Raw genomic sequence first — 18,230 nt, 5'->3', positions numbered from 1 at the left:
TAGTCTGCCTAAATGATGTATGATTTTGCGAAGTGGGTAATTTTACGAGATGGACACACAGATTGAAAGCCTTTAGCACCTTGAATCGACTAACTTTATTGATATTTGTTATATTTATACAAGCTTGTAGTAGTTTATCCCCTGTCGACTTGTCAAAAATTGAGCATGCAAACCAAATTCAAAACTATACCATTAAGGGTAAAATAGCCTTTAAAACAACACAACAAGCAAAATCAGCCACCTTTTATTGGCAACAAAAATCCAGTGACTACCATATAAAACTAAGTACTTATTTAGGTATTCAATTAGCCGATATAAAAGGCACAACAAACTACATTGAAATTGATGCCGACGGTGCAAATTACCAATCAAACGATCCACAAGGTTTAATTGCTAAACAAATCGGCTGGAAATTACCCATTCAACATTTATCTAACTGGGTAAAGGGCGTACATAATGGCGTTGTCATTAATACACACGATAACGGTTTGGCAAAAAAAGTATTGGTCAGAACCAGTTCAACTCAAGAGTGGACCATAACTTATTTAAGTTATCAAACACTTGGTCACTTAAAACTGCCTCAAAAAATAAAGTGCGAAACCCCTACTTTAACTGTCATTTTGCAAATTAATCAGTGGGACCATATTAATCAATGAAAACTGAATTAAGCTGTTTATCACCCGCTAAAATAAACTGGTTTTTACACATTACGGGCCAAAGAGAGAACGGCTATCACGAATTACAAACTTTATTTCAATTTGTTAGCCTTGCCGACCAGATGCATTTTAAGCTAACCCAAGACAATGAAATAAAATTAACTGGTGATTTATTAAATTTATCGCCTAAAGAAAATTTAATTTATAAAGCGGCAAAAATTTTACAGCCGCTCGTCAAAAATAATTTTGGCGTTGAAATTAGCGTGCAAAAAAATATTCCAACGGGTGCTGGTTTAGGTGGCGGTTCTTCAAATTGCGCCACAACTTTATTAGTTTTAAATAAATTATGGCAACTTAATTTATCGTTAAAAGCGTTAACTGAAATAGGCGTAAAGCTAGGCGCAGACGTGCCTGTGTTCGTTCAGGGGCAAACAGCCTTTGCACAAGGCATAGGGGAATTTTTGTATCCAACTCAAGTTCAGCCGCAAACTTTATTATTGGCAATTCCTAAAAATTGCCATATTTCAACCCAAGCTATTTTTGCCGATAAAGCGCTGCCTAGAAACACCTCAAAAATAGATTTTGCTCAATATTCGTTCGAAAAAACGCATAATGACTTTGAATCTATTGCAAAAGCACGCTTTCCTTTGGTTGCCAAAACCTTAAACTGGTTGATAGAATACGCGCCATCGAGAATGACAGGGTCTGGTGCTTGCTGTTTTGCTTTGTTTGAAAACAAAAAACAAGCGGAAGAAATTGCAAACAATGCGCCACAAGGTATTCAAACATATGTTGTTGATACCCTAAATCTTTCACCTGTTCATGCTTTGTTAGCAGAACAGTTTTAGCCTTTAGTCTAAGCAAGCTACACTGATTAGACTAATTTGTAAGTACTATATTTATTGATATTGCCTGAGGTTTATTACCGTGCCTGATATGAAAATTTTCACAGGAAACGCAACCCCTGAGCTGGCTCAGAGAATCGCGGATCGCCTATACACTAAGCTAGGCTCGGCTGTTGTCGGTCGTTTTAGCGATGGTGAAATTAGCGTTCAGATTAATGAAAACGTTCGCGGTGCAGATGTTTTTATCATCCAGTCAACTTGCGCTCCTACGAATGACAATTTAATGGAACTGATTGTCATGATCGATGCGTTACGTCGTGCTTCAGCAGGCCGTATCACTGCGGTAATTCCTTATTTTGGTTACGCACGCCAAGACAGACGAGTCCGTTCTGCTCGTGTTCCGATTACTGCCAAAGTCATCGCAGACTTTTTATCAAATGTGGGTGTTGACCGTGTTATGACGGTTGATTTACATGCTGAGCAGATCCAAGGCTTTTTTGATGTGCCTGTTGATAATGTATTTGGCAGTCCAATTTTGCTTGACCACATGTCTGAGCAAAAATTTGAAAACCCAGTTATTGTATCGCCAGATATTGGTGGTGTAGTACGTGCGCGGGCAATTGCAAAACAGTTTGATGATTGTGATTTAGCCATTATTGATAAACGTCGCCCTCGCGCCAACGTTGCTCAAGTAATGCATATTATTGGGGATGTTCAAGGCCGAGACTGCATTATTGTCGACGATATGATAGATACGGGTGGCACCTTATCAAAAGCCGCTGCTGCACTAAAAGAAAAAGGGGCTAATCAAGTATTTGCTTACGCAACCCACCCTGTATTTTCTGGCAATGCGGTTGAAAACATCCGTGATTCACAAATCGATAAACTTATCGTCACAGACAGTATTCCGCTAGATCCCGCGATGGCTAAGTTAGATAAAGTAGTACAGCGCACATTAAGTTCAATGCTAGCTGAAGCAATTCGCCGCGTTAGTAATGAAGAATCTATTTCTGCCATGTTTGAAGGTTAGTTACCCTTTTCGCCTTTTTAGCGTGAGCTCAAATATGTGAACAAATTAGTTTTTTTATTAAGCCATGTTGTGATTTTTCACCACATGGCTTTTTTTATGCCCAACCCATCCCCATATAAAGTTAAGGTATCGAAAAAACCATAGGATAGGAGCTAAAAATGAAAAACAGTTTAGATAGTAAAATGATTTACCGTGTTTTCGCGATTATTCAAGAAAAGGGAATTGAAAAAGAAGATGGCTGGTATCACCATGGTTTAATTGCCAATAGTGATCAAGAAGGTTACAACATTTGCATTAAAGACCCCTATGTCACTTTAACGTTAGGCTTTCATCATAGTTATCATTTAGATTATCGAAATGGTGTTGAAGCAGAAGATTTTACCAATAAATTATTAGATGTATATCGCGAAAAGTCTAATTAAAGCGATTGCAACAGCCGGTTATACTGCATAACCGGTTTATTTATTTGTTCATTAATTCTAGGTGTACAAATAACGAAACATATTTTAATTATATTAATATTTTATATATTGAATATCCCGCCTAATTTACTAAGCTTAACTTTATCCACTCTCACTCTTAAAAACTATAAAAAATAAAAATAGAAACTACAGACAGCGCGGCTTTTATCTTGACTGAACTAAGAACTAAGCCTCAATAAATATATGGTAATGCATAACCTGTGCAATAATCGCAACAATGCATCATTAACTATGGTAATGCATAACCTGTGCAATAATCGCAACAATGCATCATTAACAGTAGCTGACTCGAGACTACTCAATGAACTTAATACATTTTAAAAAAACCAAATCGTTTTGGTTTTCAACCATAGTGATGCTATTTGCCATTATTTGCATTCAATATTTTGTAGAGAATCAATTAAAGCAACAACAGCAGAAACGACTGGAACAATTTGCAAAAATTTACTCAGAAGTCTTTAAGCAAATTTATGTAAAAGAGCTTGAGCCTGCTTACCATGAAACTCAGCAAGTTTTTTCACAAATGCAAGACAACTCATTTTATACTTCAATTATAGCGCCTGACGGTGAACTATTAGTGGACACTCGATTACATTGGAGTGAAATCAGCAAAGTAGAAAACCTAGCTTCGTTACCTGAAATTAAAGCTCTTAACAACCAAAATAACAGTTTGCATTTGAGCCGTTATGATGAAAATCAGCAATATTCAGCCAGCTTTTTTACAACTTACTTCACCACTAACGATAATCAAAATTTAATCATTCGGGTAGGTCAAAATAACAAAGCAATCAATCAACTCATTATTAATATCCGAGTGCAAGTGGCTGCATTTTTATTAACCTTAGTAACTTTTTACTGGTTAAGCTTGTTTTCCGAACGAAATAAAATAAGCCGACTGGCATCTCGACATACCCAAGAGTTAAAAAGCAAAATAACCGAAACCGCACAATCCTATATTGATCTGCAGCAGACCAGTTCTTGCTTATCGGTTGCAAATTCTCAAACCGAAGCGGAAAATATAAGCCTGCAATTTTTGGCTCATATTTTACCTAATGTAAAAACTGAAATCCGACTTGACCCAATAAACCATTCACAACGAGAGCAATTCGACATGCTGGATTGCTGGGCACTTAGAACCAGCAAGCCTTATTTAGCCGACAATTCCAGCACTCAGTGTTTACATGTAAAGCAGCAAATGAAAAACACATCTGATTTTGTAAAGTGTTTTCCACTCATGAGCCAAACCAGTATTTATGGGGTACTCACACTTTATTTTAATCAACAAGATTACCAACATGTAGAAAATACCTACAGTACTCAGCTCGTTTTTTTATGTCAGAATTTATCTTTAAATTTATCCCGCATTCGCTTACGGGACGCTCTTGATAAAAAAGCCCATACAGATCCTTTAACAGACTTATGGAATCGACGTTACTTTTTTAAAAAATTAAAGCAATGGACTCCCAATCAGCCAGAAACCAGCGCGGCATTTATTATGGTTGATATAGATCACTTTAAAAGCGTTAATGACTCGCTCGGGCACGATGAAGGTGATAAAGCATTAAAGTGGGTTTCAAAAACCCTAACAGATATGTCTAGAGAATCTGACATTGTTGCCAGGTTAGGCGGTGAAGAATTTGCACTTTTATGCCCTAAAATGAATAAATCTCAAATTCAAACTTTTTTTGACCGAGTATCCAAAGCCCTGACAGACTATAAATTATCAGACACAAGATCAATTACCTTATCAATGGGTGTGGCATTTACAGTTAATTATACAATTGATAATGATGAGCTAATTAAAGCCGCAGATAAAGCCTTATATAAAGCGAAAAACCAAGGCCGAAATCAGCTTTGTTTTGCCGATAGTCAAAACATTATCTCTATTGATTCATTTGAAAAAAATTAAACAGGCAAGCCGTTATACCTTGCCAACAACCTGAGCCGGATCAACTGTAGCAGCTTTTAAAGCCGGATAAATAGTTGCAAGTAACGACATAACAATCGCAACAACGGCCGTTATCCATACATCACTCCAAACCAATTGTGTGGGCAAAAAGTCAATAAAATAAATATCACTAGATAAAAATTGAAAACCAATTAATCGCTCAAACCATGCAAGCCAATCGCTTAAATAAAATCCACCAAGAACCCCAAAACCAACCCCTACACTGGTCCCTAACAACCCATGATAAAGCCCTTGTAACATAAAGGTTTGTACCACGCTATTAGCAGGCATCCCCATGGTTCGCAAAATAGCAATATCGCCTTGCTTTTCATTTACTGCCATCACTAAAGTCGACACAATATTAAAACAAGCAACCGCTATCACCAACGCTAAAATCAGGTACATAATGCTTCTAACTAGCTGGATATCGTTATAAACATGACCAAATTGGCGTGTCCAATCTTGTACATACACATAAACAGGCAAACTATAACCTAGCTCATTTGCAATTTTGCTAGCATTAAATACATCATCAATTTTCAGACGTATCCCCTGTACACCTTGTGTCCAGCCTGTTGCTTTAGCCGCTAACGGTAGTTGCGTAAAGCCCACTGCATGATCTAATTGCCCACCTGTTTTTAATAAACCAATTAACTCAAAACGAATTGATTTAGGCGGTAATAACCGTTTATCTTTATCCAGCTGAGGAACTAAAACATCAAAATTATCGCCGATTGATAAATTTAAAGATTCAGCTAATCCCGCGCCCAAAATAACGCCCTCTTTATTTTGAAAACGCGCTATTGCGTTAGCCGATACATAACTTTTTAAATCTGATACTTGTTGTTCAGCTTGCCAATCAATTCCTCTGATTTCGACAGGTTTTAACGCATTTTGATTTTGAATCAGGCCACTAAAACGGACAAAAGGTGCCACCCCTAAAACTTCTTTGTTTTGGGTTAAATTTGCTGCTATTGACTGCCAATCAGTAATCCCAGTGGCATTGACCGCACTAAATTCAATATGCGGGACAACCGAAAGTAACCTATTTTTAAGCTCACGTTCAAAGCCATTCATAGCAGATAACACCCAAATCAACACGCAACAACCTAACGCTATCCCAATAGTTGAAGATGCTGAAATAAATCGAATAAAGCGATTATGTGCCTGACTTCGTGCATATCTTAAACCAATTTTAAATGCTAAATTACCCATGCTCGATCACTTCTGCATGTAGCTTAGATAATTGACCCGAGCTCAATTTAAATTGTCTATCCATTTTATTTGCTAAACTTAAATCATGCGTTACAAATACAAAGCAGGTTGATAATTCATTTTTTAGCTGCAGGATTAAATCAAAAACAGCCGCTGCGTTTTCAGCATCTAAATTACCGGTAGGCTCGTCTGCAAGCACTAAATTAGGTTGATGAACTAATGCTCTGGCGATTGCGACCCGTTGGCGCTCACCGCCAGATAGTTCACTAGGTTTATGTTTAAACCTGTGTGGTAACCCTACTCTGTCTAACATAGATTTTGCGGCTTTTTCAGCACTAGCCATACTATGTTTAGCAATTAGCAGTGGCATAGCCACATTTTCTAGTGCACTAAATTCACCTAATAAATGATGGAATTGATAAACAAAACCTAAATTTTTATTGCGGAATAAAGCTTGTTTTTGCTCAGAAAGTTGATGAATATCTTGACCATTAAACAGCACTTGGCCAGAGGTGGGTGAATCGAGTGCACCCATTATATGGAGTAAACTGCTTTTTCCTGATCCTGAACTGCCGACTATCGCAATATTTTCTGCCGCGTGTAAGGTTAAATCAAGCTCGTTTAGCACTACAATTTCAGAAGCACCGTCGTGATATACTTTTTTTAGGTTTTTGCATTCAAAAATTGGGTTATTCATAGCGTAAAATCTCTGCTGGGTTTGTTTTAGCGGCTCTATATGCAGGATACAAAGTAGCAATTAAGCTCATAGCAATCGCTGAGCTGGCAATGTAAGCAACTTGATGCCAATGCAAATCAATAGGTAAACCTTGCATTGCGTAAGCGGGGTTTGCAAAAACCCCTACACCTAATAAAGACATAATCGGATTTAAATTAAAGGTCAGTAAAATCCCAAACACTGTGCCAATAACAGCACCAACACAACCTTTGTACATACCTTGTAGTACAAACACCAGAATCAATTGTCGGTTTGTCATTCCTATGGTTTTAAGTGATGCAATTTCTACACGCTTATCATTCACAACCATAACCAGTGCGGATACAATATTAAAAGTCGCGACGGCAATAATTAGCGCTAACATCATCCACATCATGTTTTTTTCCATTTTAACCGCTTCGAACAATTCACCTTTTGTCGCTCGCCAGTCACTCACCTTGAGTCCAGGAAATTGCTGGGTTAAATTTTGCTTAACTAAATTTAAATTAAATGCATCGTCCAAATATAATCGGTAGCTGTTCAACTCATCCTGTTTTTTTCTGAGCATACGATTTAAATCTACGATATTAATCAGCACAACGTTAGAATCGACATCTGAGCCAGCATTAAAAGTAGCGCTTACGGTAAAATTACGTTGCACTGGCATCCGGCCCATCGGTGTATACACGCTACCTTTGGCTAGCATAACTCGAATTTTATCGCCCACTCTCACATTTAATTGATCAGCCAAAGGTTGAGCAATAACCACATTGTAGGCACGTGGCTTGAGCTGATTAAACTCTCCGCGGATAACATTAGAGGCAATAATGGAATATTTAGCTGACGCATCAGGATCTATCCCTTGGACATATATTGCTCGCATATCTTGCGGTGACTGCACTAAACCAGCTTCCTGCTGAAACGGCGTCACACCAACAACATCAGTTTGTTGTTTTAATTGGTCGAGTAATTCTTGCCGCTCATTCATCTGGTTATCAGGTATTTGCACAACCATATGCGGGATAACGCCTAAAATACGTTTTTTCAGTTCACTTTCGAAACCGTTCATAACCGATATGACGGTAATTAACGCAATCACTCCTAAACTAATACCAGCAACAGAAAAGAAAGTGATAAACGAAATAAATTTGTTCGAATGGCTTCCACGGCTGTAGCGATGAGCAATAAACAAGCTAGTTGAATTAAACAAAAGGTTCCTCAAGATAAACCGCGAAAATTTGCGCGAAACTATAGCGAATTTTATAAGCTAATCCTATAGTTATCTTTATAAAGTCAGTTCAATTTGAATCAGTTTACTAAGATAAGTTCCAAATAATGACCATCATGGATTAATTTGCTAGCGGATAAGTTAAAATTACTCTAGTTTTAAGATAACTTGTTCTTTAATTAAAATAATATTTTGCTGGTAAAGTTCGTATTTTTTATTTTGATTAACCTGCACTTAGCGCCTTTACTTAGGTTATTATATGTAAGATGAGCATATCAGGCGCTACCTTATCGGTTAGTGGTAACCATGGTTAATTTGCGGTTTGCTTGAGCATCATAAACTGACTTCAGCTCACACCCTAAAAATAATAAAATGAATAACTAACTGAACTAAAATACTCAACCTAAACTCTGATAACTCACTATTGAGGCCCAATTTTACCCCGAGTTTGCTCGGATTTATTGATAGGAAACTAGATGTCGTTACAATTTAATCAAAGTCGGCTAGCTTGGTTTATTTTATCTAGCTCAGCATTAATCCTCGAATTAATCGCTTTATATTTTCAATATGCAATGGGATTAGAGCCTTGCATAAAATGCATTTACCAACGGCTTGCGCTCTGGGGGGTATTTATTGCCAGTTTACCTGCGCTTATTTTCCCAACTGAAAAATTCACTCGATTAATAAGCTACCTATCCGGGATATTTTTTGCAGGCTGGGGGTATAAAATTGCTTCTGAACATGTCGATATACAAACCAATCCAAATCCGTTTGCCGGTTGCGCTTTTATGCCTGATTTTCCAAGCTGGTTTGCACCAGATGTATGGTTTCCGGCATTATTTGAAGTAAGAGGAGATTGCGGATCTATAGACTGGCAATTTTTAAGCTTAAGTATGCCTCAATGGATGCAACTGATATTTGGACTTTACCTGGCGGTATTTTGCTTGGTCCCGCTCTATCATTTAGTTAAATTTAAACAAATTTAATATACCCCATCTTAACTCAATCAAGTTAGCTTTGCGGGTACTCGAAAAATTTTATCTCTTAATAAAGCTCGGTGTATACATTCACTGAGTTTTATTATGTGACACCTTATTTCTAGCCGCTTTGTTTTGCATTTTTTTATACTGATGAAAGCGTTTAATAAATCGTTTTTCTTGATAGACACGCCAAAACCGAGTTACCAGCGCAATTAACGCCGCTATAATAATAACTAGCCACAAAATTGGGCTAGTTATAGGGTTAGTAGAATAACTTGCATCTAAATAACGCTCACCTGCGTGGAATAACCAATAAATACCAGCAGCTATCGCAATAATCATGCAAGCGGCTAAACAGCCGATTAAAATTTGTTTAAAAAAATGCATAAACCTAAAATAGCTTAATCAAAACTCATTGATAATGGCATAAATTAACCACTTTCCCAAGTTAAGTTTAACTATAAGCCAACGCCACAAAGGTATATAATCGCTGCAATTTGATTTAATAAGAGTCTGTTATGATTTCTTTAGGTAAAACTTATCCGTTAACAGTGATTAAAGTCGTCGATTTTGGCTATTATTTAGATGCTAAAAATTTAGGCGAAATTTTATTACCTCGCAAACATGCAAAAAAAATATTTGATATCGGCGACGAAATTACGGTTTTTTTATATTTAGATTCTAAAGATCGCCCTATTGCAACAATGCAAAAACCAAAAGCCGAAATAGGTCAATTTGCTTATTTAACAGTCACAGAAACAACCGACTTTGGCGCATTTGTTGATTGGGGGCTTGATAAAGATGTTTTAGTACCCGTTAAAGAACAAAAACGCCCTATGTTAGTAGGCGAATCTTATTTGGTTTATCTATATCAAGATAAATACGACAACCGAGTGGTTGCATCTGCTAAAATCGATAAGTTTTTAGACCAAACGCCAGCCGAATACAAAACCAACCAAGCCGTTGATTTAGTCATTGCCAACACCACAGATTTAGGCTTTAAAGCAATCGTTGATCACAGCCATTGGGGGGTTTTATACCGAGGTGACGTATTTCAGCGTTTGAGTTTTGGCCAATATAAAAAAGGGTTTATAAAACAAGTTAGGCCGGATGGAAAAATTGACTTAACCTTACAAGGTGGGCAAGAAACTCGGGATAAATACGCAAAAATAATTGAAAACTATTTAACCAACAACAATGGCTTTTCGCCAGTTAATGATAAATCAGATCCTGAACTAATTTATCAAACCTTTGGTATGAGTAAAGCTGCGTTTAAACGCACTATAGGTGGCTTATATAAAGCGGGTGTCATAAAAATAGAAAAACAGGGCATCACTTTACTTAAAGACGATTAGACTTTAATTAAGCTTAGGTTCAAATGATGTTTTTGAACAAAATCGTTAACTTTATTAATAATAGATAAAATAGCCAGTATTAAACAATTAATACTGGCTATTAAATTTTAACCTAATTAAGTGATAAAAGCTCAAAGCATTTAAGCGTTTTATTTATAGATTACCGAATCTAACTGATCCAATTTATTGTATCTAATCATATGCTTGATTTCGTTTACATACACTTCACGCTTTTCTGAATATTGAAGTAAACCAGTCGCTAAAGCTAAGCCCGTTATCGCTTTGTTTTGAGCGCGTAATTTAGCCCGAATGTTTCTTAATGATTTATAAGCTCTATGGGTATTGATATTACGCATATAAGACTTGACCGATTCGATTGGTGTGTTAAATCGTGCAACTTCATGTACTGCGCCAGTATTACGTCGACTTGGAACAAAACCACACCCTTTTTTATAACACCACTGACCAAAATAGTTATGCCCTTTTTGCGCAAATCGAGACAGCCCCCACGCACTCTCATTAGCCGACTGCGCTAAAGCTAAAGAAGTTGGTACTATATCAACTCGCTTAACCAGTTGAGCCCAATCTTCTGGTTTATTAATATCAAAAAATTCAAGATTATAACGGCTTGCAATGTCAAACACTTCTTCTTTTTCAAACCACCAGAGATTACCCGCATGCGCTTGATGATCTAGCAGTGTATTACGTTCTTTTAAAATTTCTTGATTATTATAATTGACCAGTTGAGCCATATATTCAAAAAATACGGTTTTACGCTCAATCCCTGCTGCATACTGTGCAAAAGCAGGCCGCTCTGGAAGGACCACTTTTTTTGACTGTACAGCTACCACAAAGATCACGACCAGTGCGACTACTATAAAACTAATTAATGTATACCCTAGTGCTTTGATGGTGCTTTTCATAAACGAACGTCTCCTTATTACAACGTCCATATTGATTATTTTTAACTACAACTCCATGTAACTTATATAAAAATTATGTTTAAAGTTTAGTACAAAAGTTTAATAAAACGAGTTTTTAGGCAAATAAGCTGGCAACGCGCAAGGAGATAAAAGAGAGGGAGCGCGCAGCAAATTTATTTGCCGCGCGCTTGAACATTTAATTACGAATAAAACAATTTATTTTCAACTTCGTAGTCTAACAATATTTGAGCTGGTGCAAAACGGTCTCCAAATCTAAGTTGAAAGCTTTGTAAGCGTTCAACTAAATTGGCGATTCCATAAGTATCCATATATCTAAATGGACCGCCTAAAAACGGTGGAAAACCAATACCAAATATTGCGCCTATATCACCATCTTGAGGACTATTAATGACCCCTTCTTCCAGACAGCGAGCAGCTTCATTTAACATTTGAACTAAACAACGCTCGGCTATCTCTTCTTGATTAAGTGATTGTGCGGCATCTAAGTTAAGTAAATCATAAATAGATTCATCAATAACAGGTGCTGGCTTAACTTTATTTAACCACTTATTTTGCTGATGATAATTGTAAAACCCTTTTTTGTTCTTTTTCCCTTTACGGTCATCCGCTAAAATCGTATCTAAACCAGATGGAGGCGTAAATCGCTCACCATAAGCCGATTCTAAAATAGGAATTATTTTAGTACCAACATCAATTCCCACCTCATCCAATAATTTTAATGGCCCAACCGGAAATCCAAATTGAACTAGTGAGTTATCAATAACATCAATAGGTTCGCCTTCCATTAGCAGTTGAGCGGCTTCATTAATGTAAATTGCTAAAATACGATTTACATAAAAACCTGCGCAATCTTTTACCACAATAGGGGTTTTACCTTGTTTTCGGGCAAAATCTAATACCGTCGCAATCGTTTTTTCACTGGTTTGAGAATGCGGAATAATTTCTACCAAAGGCATTTTTTCAGCTGGTGAAAAATAATGTAAGCCAACTACGTTTTCTGGCCGCTTAGCATTTGAGGCAATATCCGCTATTGGTAAAGACGAAGTATTTGAGGCAAAAATAGTGTCAGCTTTACATTCTTGCTCAATATCTTGCAGCATGGTTTGTTTTAGCGCTAAGTCTTCAAATACCGCCTCTATCACTATATCTCGCTGTGAAAAACTTGCGTAATCCGTGCTGCCAGTTAACAAGTTCATTTGCTTTTGTGCGACTGATTTGCGAATAAACCGACGCTTTACTTTTTTATCAAGTAACTCATGGCTATGACGCAAAGCCTGTAAAATACCTTCTTCTTTAATATCTTTAATGCGCACCGGTAACTTAGCTTTAGTTGCACTAACATGTGCAATACCACCGCCCATTAAACCACCACCTAACACTGCCACCTTTTCAATGTTAGAAGCCGCTTTAATACGTTCTGATTGCGATTTTTTATGATCAGTCGTTGCTAAAAACAATTGCCTAAGTTGGAAACTTTGCGGCGTTTGAGATAAGTCGCCAAACCCCTTTGCTTCTGCTAAATAACCTTGTACTGTGCCATTTTCAATACCAATTCGAACTACCTCAATGATGCGTTTTGGGGCGGGGTAATTACCATGTGTTTTTTTCTCTACTTGTTTAAGCGCTTGATCAAATAAAATGCCGCGCCCAAATGAATTTTTTTCTAATGCTTTGACCCAAGCTTTTTGCTTAGGTGCTTTGCGCTTTGAAAACCCACATAAGGCTAATTTTTTAGCGGTATCAAGTAATATGCTTTTGGGGACTAAATCATCCACTAGCCCCATCTTAAACGCAGATTTTGCGCGAACTTGTTTCCCGGTTAGCATCATATCTAAAGCAGCTTGAACGCCTACTAATTTAGGTAACCTTTGCGTACCACCACTACCTGGTAATAACCCTAATTTGACTTCTGGCAAGCCAAGTTGTGTTTTTTCATCATCTGTTGCAACTCGATAATGGCAAGCGAGCGAAAACTCTAAACCGCCGCCTAAGCAAATACCATGTATAGCGGCTACAAATGGAATAGATGATTTTTCAATTCGAGCGAAAATAGATTGCCCTGACCGAGCCAGTTCTTCTGATTCTTCAGCATTTTTACAGCTTGAAATCATTTTGACATCCGCACCCGCAATAAAAGAATCGGGTTTACCGCTCGTTAATACCACGCCTTGAATACTATTGTTTTTTTCTATTTCATCCAGCAAGGTTTCTATTTCTTGCATGGTTTGGCGCGACAATACATTCATACTTTCGTCTGGAACATTTAGCCGAATAATCGCAATATTGTCAGCTTCAATTGATAGTGAAAAATGTTGTAGTTTATTCATTATTCAGCCTCCAATACCATAGCAACACCCAAACCACCCGCGGCACAAGCTGTGGTTAAGCCAAGCCCACCGCCTCGTCTTTTAAGTTCATTTAATGTTTGGGTAATGAGCCGTGCGCCAGTTGCAGCAAACGGATGTCCATAGGCGATTGAGCCGCCGTTAACGTTAAACTTGTCCATATTAATTTCACCAATTTTCTGTGAACGGTTTAATTTTTCTTGTGCAAATTTTTTGCTGTCAAACATTTTTATATTAGCCAAAGTTTGTGCTGCAAAGGCTTCATGCATTTCAATTAATTCAAAATCGTTAAGTTCCATGCCCACTTTATCAAGTAATTTAGGGGTCGCATAAGATGGCCCCATCAGCATATCATGCCAAACATCTATGGCGCTAAAAGCATAACTGTGAATATAACCGAGTGGTTTATACCCTAGTGCTTTTGCTCTGTCTTCACGCATTAATAATACCGCAGCCGCCCCATCTGTTAACGGTGTAGAGTTAGCAGCTGTTACGCTGCCATGGCGTTTGTCAAATGCAGGTTTTAGTTTTCGATATGAGGCTAAATCTGAATTAAAGCGAACATTATTATCTTGTGATAGAAATGTTTTGTAAGGTTCAGGGTAAGCTGTCATCACTTCATCAGCTAATAGATTACTTTGCCATGCTTTTGCAGCTAAATCATGTGAACGGTGTGCCAGTTCATCTTGTGCTTGACGACTAATTTTGTGCGATTTAGCCATTTGCTCTGCGGTTTGTCCCATACTCAAGCCTGTCGAGTATTCGGCAACTGCAGGCGGGACCGGAACTAAATCTGACATTCGAAATGCTTTTAATAATCCTAATTTAGCTTGTAAGCTTTTAGCTTTGTTTAAATCAACTAACATTTTTGCTAAATTTTTCGACACGCCAATCGGTAAAACAGAAGAAGAGTCAGCACCACCTGCTATGCCGCAACTGATTTGACCAGATAAAATCGCTTCAGTGACACTAACGGTTGATTGAAAACTCGTTGCACAAGCTCTTGAAACAGAGTAAGCATCGGTATTAACGTCCATTCCCGTGCCCAATACAATCTCACGTGCAATGTTAGGCGCTTCCGGCATTTGAATAACTTGACCAAACACAAGTTGTTCGACCATTTTGGGGTCAAAATCGTGCTTAACCATAAGTTCATTTACGAGCATTTTACCCAGATCTAATGCTGATACCCCATGATAAGCGGTTGCTTGTTTAGCAAAAGGGGTTCTTAATCCAGTAATAACAGCAATACGCTGTCCGTCGTGCGTTTTACAAGCAGTTGATTGTGACATTTGGTTCCCTCACATTTGAAAAAAAGCCATAGTACTTAACCTCATTTTAGAGCAAAAAATAAAATATACTTTTTCAGTAAATAATAGCCATATACCCGTCTAACATTGAGATTACTTGACTTTGATTGTATGTTGTTTTTTACAAAATTAAAACACTTGTTTAAAAATGAGTGGTTTGATTTTTTAAGTGATACTGTCATAGTTATTATAGACAGTAATCATAGCTTAAAAATTCAAGTTCAATTAACTAAGTGGAGCATATCATGAGCCAGATTTATCAATTTTCAGTTACTCAATCGAATGGTGAAACTTTGTCTCTAAATGACTATCAAGGTAAATGGTTGCTCATTGTAAATACGGCTAGCGAATGTGGCTTTACATCCCAATACGAAGGACTGGAAGCTTTATATCAGCAATACCAACCCAATTTAGAAGTGTTAGCTTTTCCTTGTAATCAATTTGGTCAACAAGAGCCAGGCGATAACCAATCAATCCAAAATTTCTGTGAGCAGAAATTTAAAATCAGTTTTCCATTGATGGCAAAAATTGACGTGAACGGCGACAACGCGGATCCTTTGTTTAAATTTTTAAAATCGGAGAAAACCGGTATTTTGGGCAGTAAAGCCATCAAATGGAATTTTACTAAATTTTTAGTTAATCCAACCGGCGACGTAGTTAAAAGGTACGCGCCAACCGATAAGCCTCACGAAATTGAAAAAGATTTAGCAGTTTTTACTCATTCATAAACAACGGGTTTAATTAAAATTAAATTGCCTTTCGTTAATGAAAATGTGACTTTTCACAAGTTTTGGTTTCTTTTTTTTGTCTAAGCCTTAAAATGCGCAACAAATTAATGATATTGGCTTTAATTAAAGCTAACTAAAAGAGGCTATTTATGTTTGATGTAAATGAATATTTTGACGGAAAAGTAAAATCAATTGCACTACAAGGTGAATCACTGCCAGCGACAGTTGGCGTAATGGGTGCAGGTGATTATGAATTTGGTACAAGTCAAAAAGAAGTCATGTCCGTGATCAGTGGTGCATTAACTGTGCTTTTACCACAAGCAAACGAGTGGCAAACCTTTAAATCTGGCCAAAGCTTTGAAATTGAAGCAAATGTTTCGTTCAAAGTAAAAGTTGAACAAGATACTGCTTATTTCTGTACTTACGAATAAGTATAAAAATAAAAAGCCATTTGATAGACAAATGGCTTTAAAATTAGATGTTTGCGTTTTAAAAGAGGTTATTCAGAATTCGAACTTACTTAGGATTTTCGCTTGCAAGTAAATCAGCTAACGCAAGCGCGGCTTGATCACCTTTTTGCTCCAACCAAATTTTTCTATCCCCGCTACGCTTTTTAGCTAATAGCATATCCATTAACTCTTCAGTTTCTTGAGCTTCGTCTATGGTTAATTGAACTAAACGTCGGGTATTTGGATCCATAGTGGTTTCGCGCAGTTGTAGCGGATTCATTTCACCCAAACCTTTAAAGCGCTGTACATTTACTTTGCCCCGCTTTTTTTCAGCTTCAATTCTATCTAAAATACCTTTTTTCTCATCATCGTCTAATGCGTAGTAAACTTCTTTACCCACATCAATTCGATATAATGGCGGCATAGCAACAAATACATGACCCGCTTCGACCACAGGCCTGAAGTGACGAGTAAACAAAGCACATAATAAAGTTGCTATATGCAAACCATCAGAGTCAGCATCGGCGAGTATGCAAATTTTACCATAGCGAAGACCGCTTAAATCAGTTGAATCTGGATCCATGCCTATCGCAACTGAAATATCATGAATTTCTTGAGATGAGAGTATTTGCCCTGAATCAACTTCCCAAGTGTTTAAAATTTTACCCCTGAGCGGCATAATCGCCTGAAATTCTCTGTCTCTTGCTTGTTTAGCAGAACCACCTGCTGAATCACCCTCAACTAAAAATAATTCGGAGCGTGACGGATCTTGCGAAGTACAATCCGTTAATTTACCGGGTAATGCTGGACCTGAAGTGATTTTTTTACGAACGACTTTTTTTGCAGCTCGCATCCGCTTTTGTGCATTCGCAATAAAAGCTTCAACCAGTTGTTCTGCGATATCGGTATGTTCATTAAGCCATAAACTAAAAGCATCTTTAACCACGCCTGATACAAAAGCAGAGCACTGGCGAGATGATAAACGCTCCTTGGTTTGACCTGCAAACTGTGGATCTTGCATTTTAACGGATAAAATATAACTACATTTATCCCAAATATCTTCCGGCGTTAATTTAACCCCACGCGGGATTAAGTTTCTAAACTCGCAAAATTCACGAGTTGCATCTAATAAACCTTGGCGTAAACCGTTAACATGGGTGCCACCTTGCGCGGTTGGGATTAAGTTTACATAGCTTTCATAAACCCCTTCGCCGCCTTCAACTAACCAAGTAACAGCCCACTCAGCCCCTTCAGTAGCGCTTGAGAATTCACCGACAAAAGGTTCTTTAGGTAGGGTCTCGTAGCCTTTGACTGAATGAATTAAATAGTCTCTTAAACCATCTTGATAACACCATTTATGCGTTTCATCGTTTACTTTATCAAGAAACTCAATTTCAAGACCGGGACATAATACCGCTTTAGCTTTTAAGTTATGAATTAATTTAGAGACTAAAAATTTAGCCGAATCAAAAAAGCTTGGATCGGGCCAAAAATGTAAACTGGTACCAGTATTACGTTTGCCGCAAGTACCCACCACAGTTAAATCTGAAACTTTGTCGCCGTTTTCAAATGCAATTAAATAGACTTCACCGCCTCTTTTAACCGTCACTTCAACTCGGTTTGATAACGCGTTTACAACTGAAACACCGACCCCGTGTAAACCGCCTGAAAATTGGTAATTATCATTAGAAAATTTACCACCAGCGTGTAATTTGGTTAAGATTAATTCAACCCCAGGCACGCCTTCTTCTGGATGAATATCAACCGGCATACCCCGCCCATTATCCGATACCTCTAAAGATTGATCTGGGTGCAGTATGACTTTGATTTGACTGGCATGTCCTGCCATAGCCTCATCAACTGAGTTATCAATAACTTCTTGACCTATATGGTTAGGACGAGTGGTATCTGTGTACATGCCTGGTCGTCGGCGCACAGGCTCTAAACCACTTAAAACTTCAATGGAGCCAGCGTTATATTGTTTTTCAGACATAATTCAT

17 protein-coding genes are annotated in these 18,230 nt (G+C 37.6%); 9 read left to right on the top strand and 8 right to left on the bottom strand.

The window, feature by feature from the left end:
• The first annotated feature begins 62 nt into the window (after positions 1-62).
• The 5 genes from lolB to OLW01_RS05860 all read left to right on the top strand — a co-directional run bounded on the left by lolB (position 63) and on the right by OLW01_RS05860 (position 4,922).
• On the top strand, positions 63-656 hold the full coding sequence (gene lolB / locus OLW01_RS05880) for a lipoprotein insertase outer membrane protein LolB (RefSeq protein WP_268075802.1): 594 nt from the start codon (positions 63-65) through the stop codon (positions 654-656).
• Positions 653-1,504 carry a 4-(cytidine 5'-diphospho)-2-C-methyl-D-erythritol kinase gene (ispE, locus tag OLW01_RS05875; protein ID WP_268075801.1) on the top strand — a complete coding sequence of 284 codons (852 nt, stop codon included), beginning with the start codon at positions 653-655 and terminating at the stop codon, positions 1,502-1,504. The genes lolB and ispE overlap by 4 nt, the downstream gene beginning before the upstream one ends.
• Positions 1,505-1,583: 79 nt before the next feature.
• Positions 1,584-2,531 carry a ribose-phosphate pyrophosphokinase gene (locus OLW01_RS05870; RefSeq protein WP_268075800.1) on the top strand — a complete coding sequence of 316 codons (948 nt, stop codon included), beginning with the start codon at positions 1,584-1,586 and terminating at the stop codon, positions 2,529-2,531.
• 158 nt (positions 2,532-2,689) lie between these two features.
• Positions 2,690-2,953 (top strand): DUF3081 family protein, encoded by a 264-nt coding sequence (locus OLW01_RS05865; protein ID WP_268075799.1) that lies wholly within the window; start codon positions 2,690-2,692, stop codon positions 2,951-2,953.
• Between the two features lie 361 nt (positions 2,954-3,314).
• Positions 3,315-4,922 (top strand): GGDEF domain-containing protein, encoded by a 1,608-nt coding sequence (locus tag OLW01_RS05860; RefSeq protein WP_268075798.1) that lies wholly within the window; start codon positions 3,315-3,317, stop codon positions 4,920-4,922.
• Between the two features lie 12 nt (positions 4,923-4,934).
• Here OLW01_RS05860 and lolE read toward each other — a convergent pair whose 3' ends face one another.
• From lolE to OLW01_RS05845, 3 genes are read right to left on the bottom strand one after another with little or no spacing between them, the layout of a single operon-like run.
• Entirely contained in the window at positions 4,935-6,176 is a 1,242-nt protein-coding gene (gene lolE, locus OLW01_RS05855; RefSeq protein WP_268075797.1) for a lipoprotein-releasing ABC transporter permease subunit LolE, read from the bottom strand.
• Complete coding sequence (gene lolD / locus OLW01_RS05850; RefSeq protein WP_268075796.1) at positions 6,169-6,873, bottom strand: lipoprotein-releasing ABC transporter ATP-binding protein LolD; 705 nt, start codon at positions 6,871-6,873, stop codon at positions 6,169-6,171. The genes lolE and lolD overlap by 8 nt, the downstream gene beginning before the upstream one ends.
• Positions 6,866-8,101: a lipoprotein-releasing ABC transporter permease subunit gene (locus OLW01_RS05845; protein WP_268075795.1), complete on the bottom strand. Its 1,236-nt coding sequence runs from the start codon at positions 8,099-8,101 to the stop codon at positions 6,866-6,868. Before OLW01_RS05845 ends, lolD begins: the two co-directional genes overlap by 8 nt.
• Before the next feature lie 494 nt (positions 8,102-8,595).
• Here OLW01_RS05845 and dsbB point away from each other — a divergent pair, with 494 nt between their 5' ends.
• Positions 8,596-9,105: a disulfide bond formation protein DsbB gene (dsbB, locus tag OLW01_RS05840; RefSeq protein WP_268075794.1), complete on the top strand. Its 510-nt coding sequence runs from the start codon at positions 8,596-8,598 to the stop codon at positions 9,103-9,105.
• An 81-nt stretch (positions 9,106-9,186) separates the two neighbouring features.
• Here dsbB and OLW01_RS05835 read toward each other — a convergent pair whose 3' ends face one another.
• The gene (locus OLW01_RS05835) at positions 9,187-9,486 is read right to left on the bottom strand and encodes a hypothetical protein (RefSeq protein ID WP_268075793.1); all 300 of its coding nucleotides are present in this window, start codon (positions 9,484-9,486) and stop codon (positions 9,187-9,189) included.
• A 131-nt stretch (positions 9,487-9,617) separates the two neighbouring features.
• Here OLW01_RS05835 and OLW01_RS05830 point away from each other — a divergent pair, with 131 nt between their 5' ends.
• A complete protein-coding gene (locus OLW01_RS05830) occupies positions 9,618-10,454 on the top strand; it encodes a CvfB family protein (protein ID WP_268075792.1) in 837 nt (278 codons plus the stop codon).
• Between the two features lie 149 nt (positions 10,455-10,603).
• Here OLW01_RS05830 and OLW01_RS05825 read toward each other — a convergent pair whose 3' ends face one another.
• From OLW01_RS05825 to fadI, 3 genes are all read right to left on the bottom strand, one after another.
• Positions 10,604-11,377, bottom strand: coding sequence for a glucosaminidase domain-containing protein (locus tag OLW01_RS05825; RefSeq protein ID WP_268075791.1), 774 nt, complete (start codon positions 11,375-11,377; stop codon positions 10,604-10,606).
• Positions 11,378-11,577: 200 nt separating this feature from the next.
• Complete coding sequence (fadJ, locus tag OLW01_RS05820; protein ID WP_268075790.1) at positions 11,578-13,725, bottom strand: fatty acid oxidation complex subunit alpha FadJ; 2,148 nt, start codon at positions 13,723-13,725, stop codon at positions 11,578-11,580.
• Positions 13,725-15,035 carry an acetyl-CoA C-acyltransferase FadI gene (gene fadI, locus OLW01_RS05815; RefSeq protein WP_268075789.1) on the bottom strand — a complete coding sequence of 437 codons (1,311 nt, stop codon included), beginning with the start codon at positions 15,033-15,035 and terminating at the stop codon, positions 13,725-13,727. Before fadI ends, fadJ begins: the two co-directional genes overlap by 1 nt.
• A 263-nt stretch (positions 15,036-15,298) precedes the next feature.
• Between fadI and OLW01_RS05810 the strand changes: the two genes are divergently transcribed.
• Positions 15,299-15,781: a glutathione peroxidase gene (locus OLW01_RS05810; protein ID WP_268075788.1), complete on the top strand. Its 483-nt coding sequence runs from the start codon at positions 15,299-15,301 to the stop codon at positions 15,779-15,781.
• Positions 15,782-15,930: 149 nt separating this feature from the next.
• Complete coding sequence (ppnP, locus tag OLW01_RS05805) at positions 15,931-16,212, top strand: pyrimidine/purine nucleoside phosphorylase (RefSeq protein ID WP_268075787.1); 282 nt, start codon at positions 15,931-15,933, stop codon at positions 16,210-16,212.
• Positions 16,213-16,297: 85 nt separating this feature from the next.
• Here ppnP and parE read toward each other — a convergent pair whose 3' ends face one another.
• Positions 16,298-18,223, bottom strand: coding sequence for a DNA topoisomerase IV subunit B (gene parE, locus OLW01_RS05800; RefSeq protein ID WP_268075786.1), 1,926 nt, complete (start codon positions 18,221-18,223; stop codon positions 16,298-16,300).
• Positions 18,224-18,230 lie beyond the last annotated feature (7 nt).

The organism is Catenovulum adriaticum (assembly GCF_026725475.1).
Classification (GTDB): Bacteria; Pseudomonadota; Gammaproteobacteria; order Enterobacterales; family Alteromonadaceae; genus Catenovulum; species Catenovulum adriaticum.
This window is presented reverse-complemented; position numbering and strand designations above follow the sequence as displayed.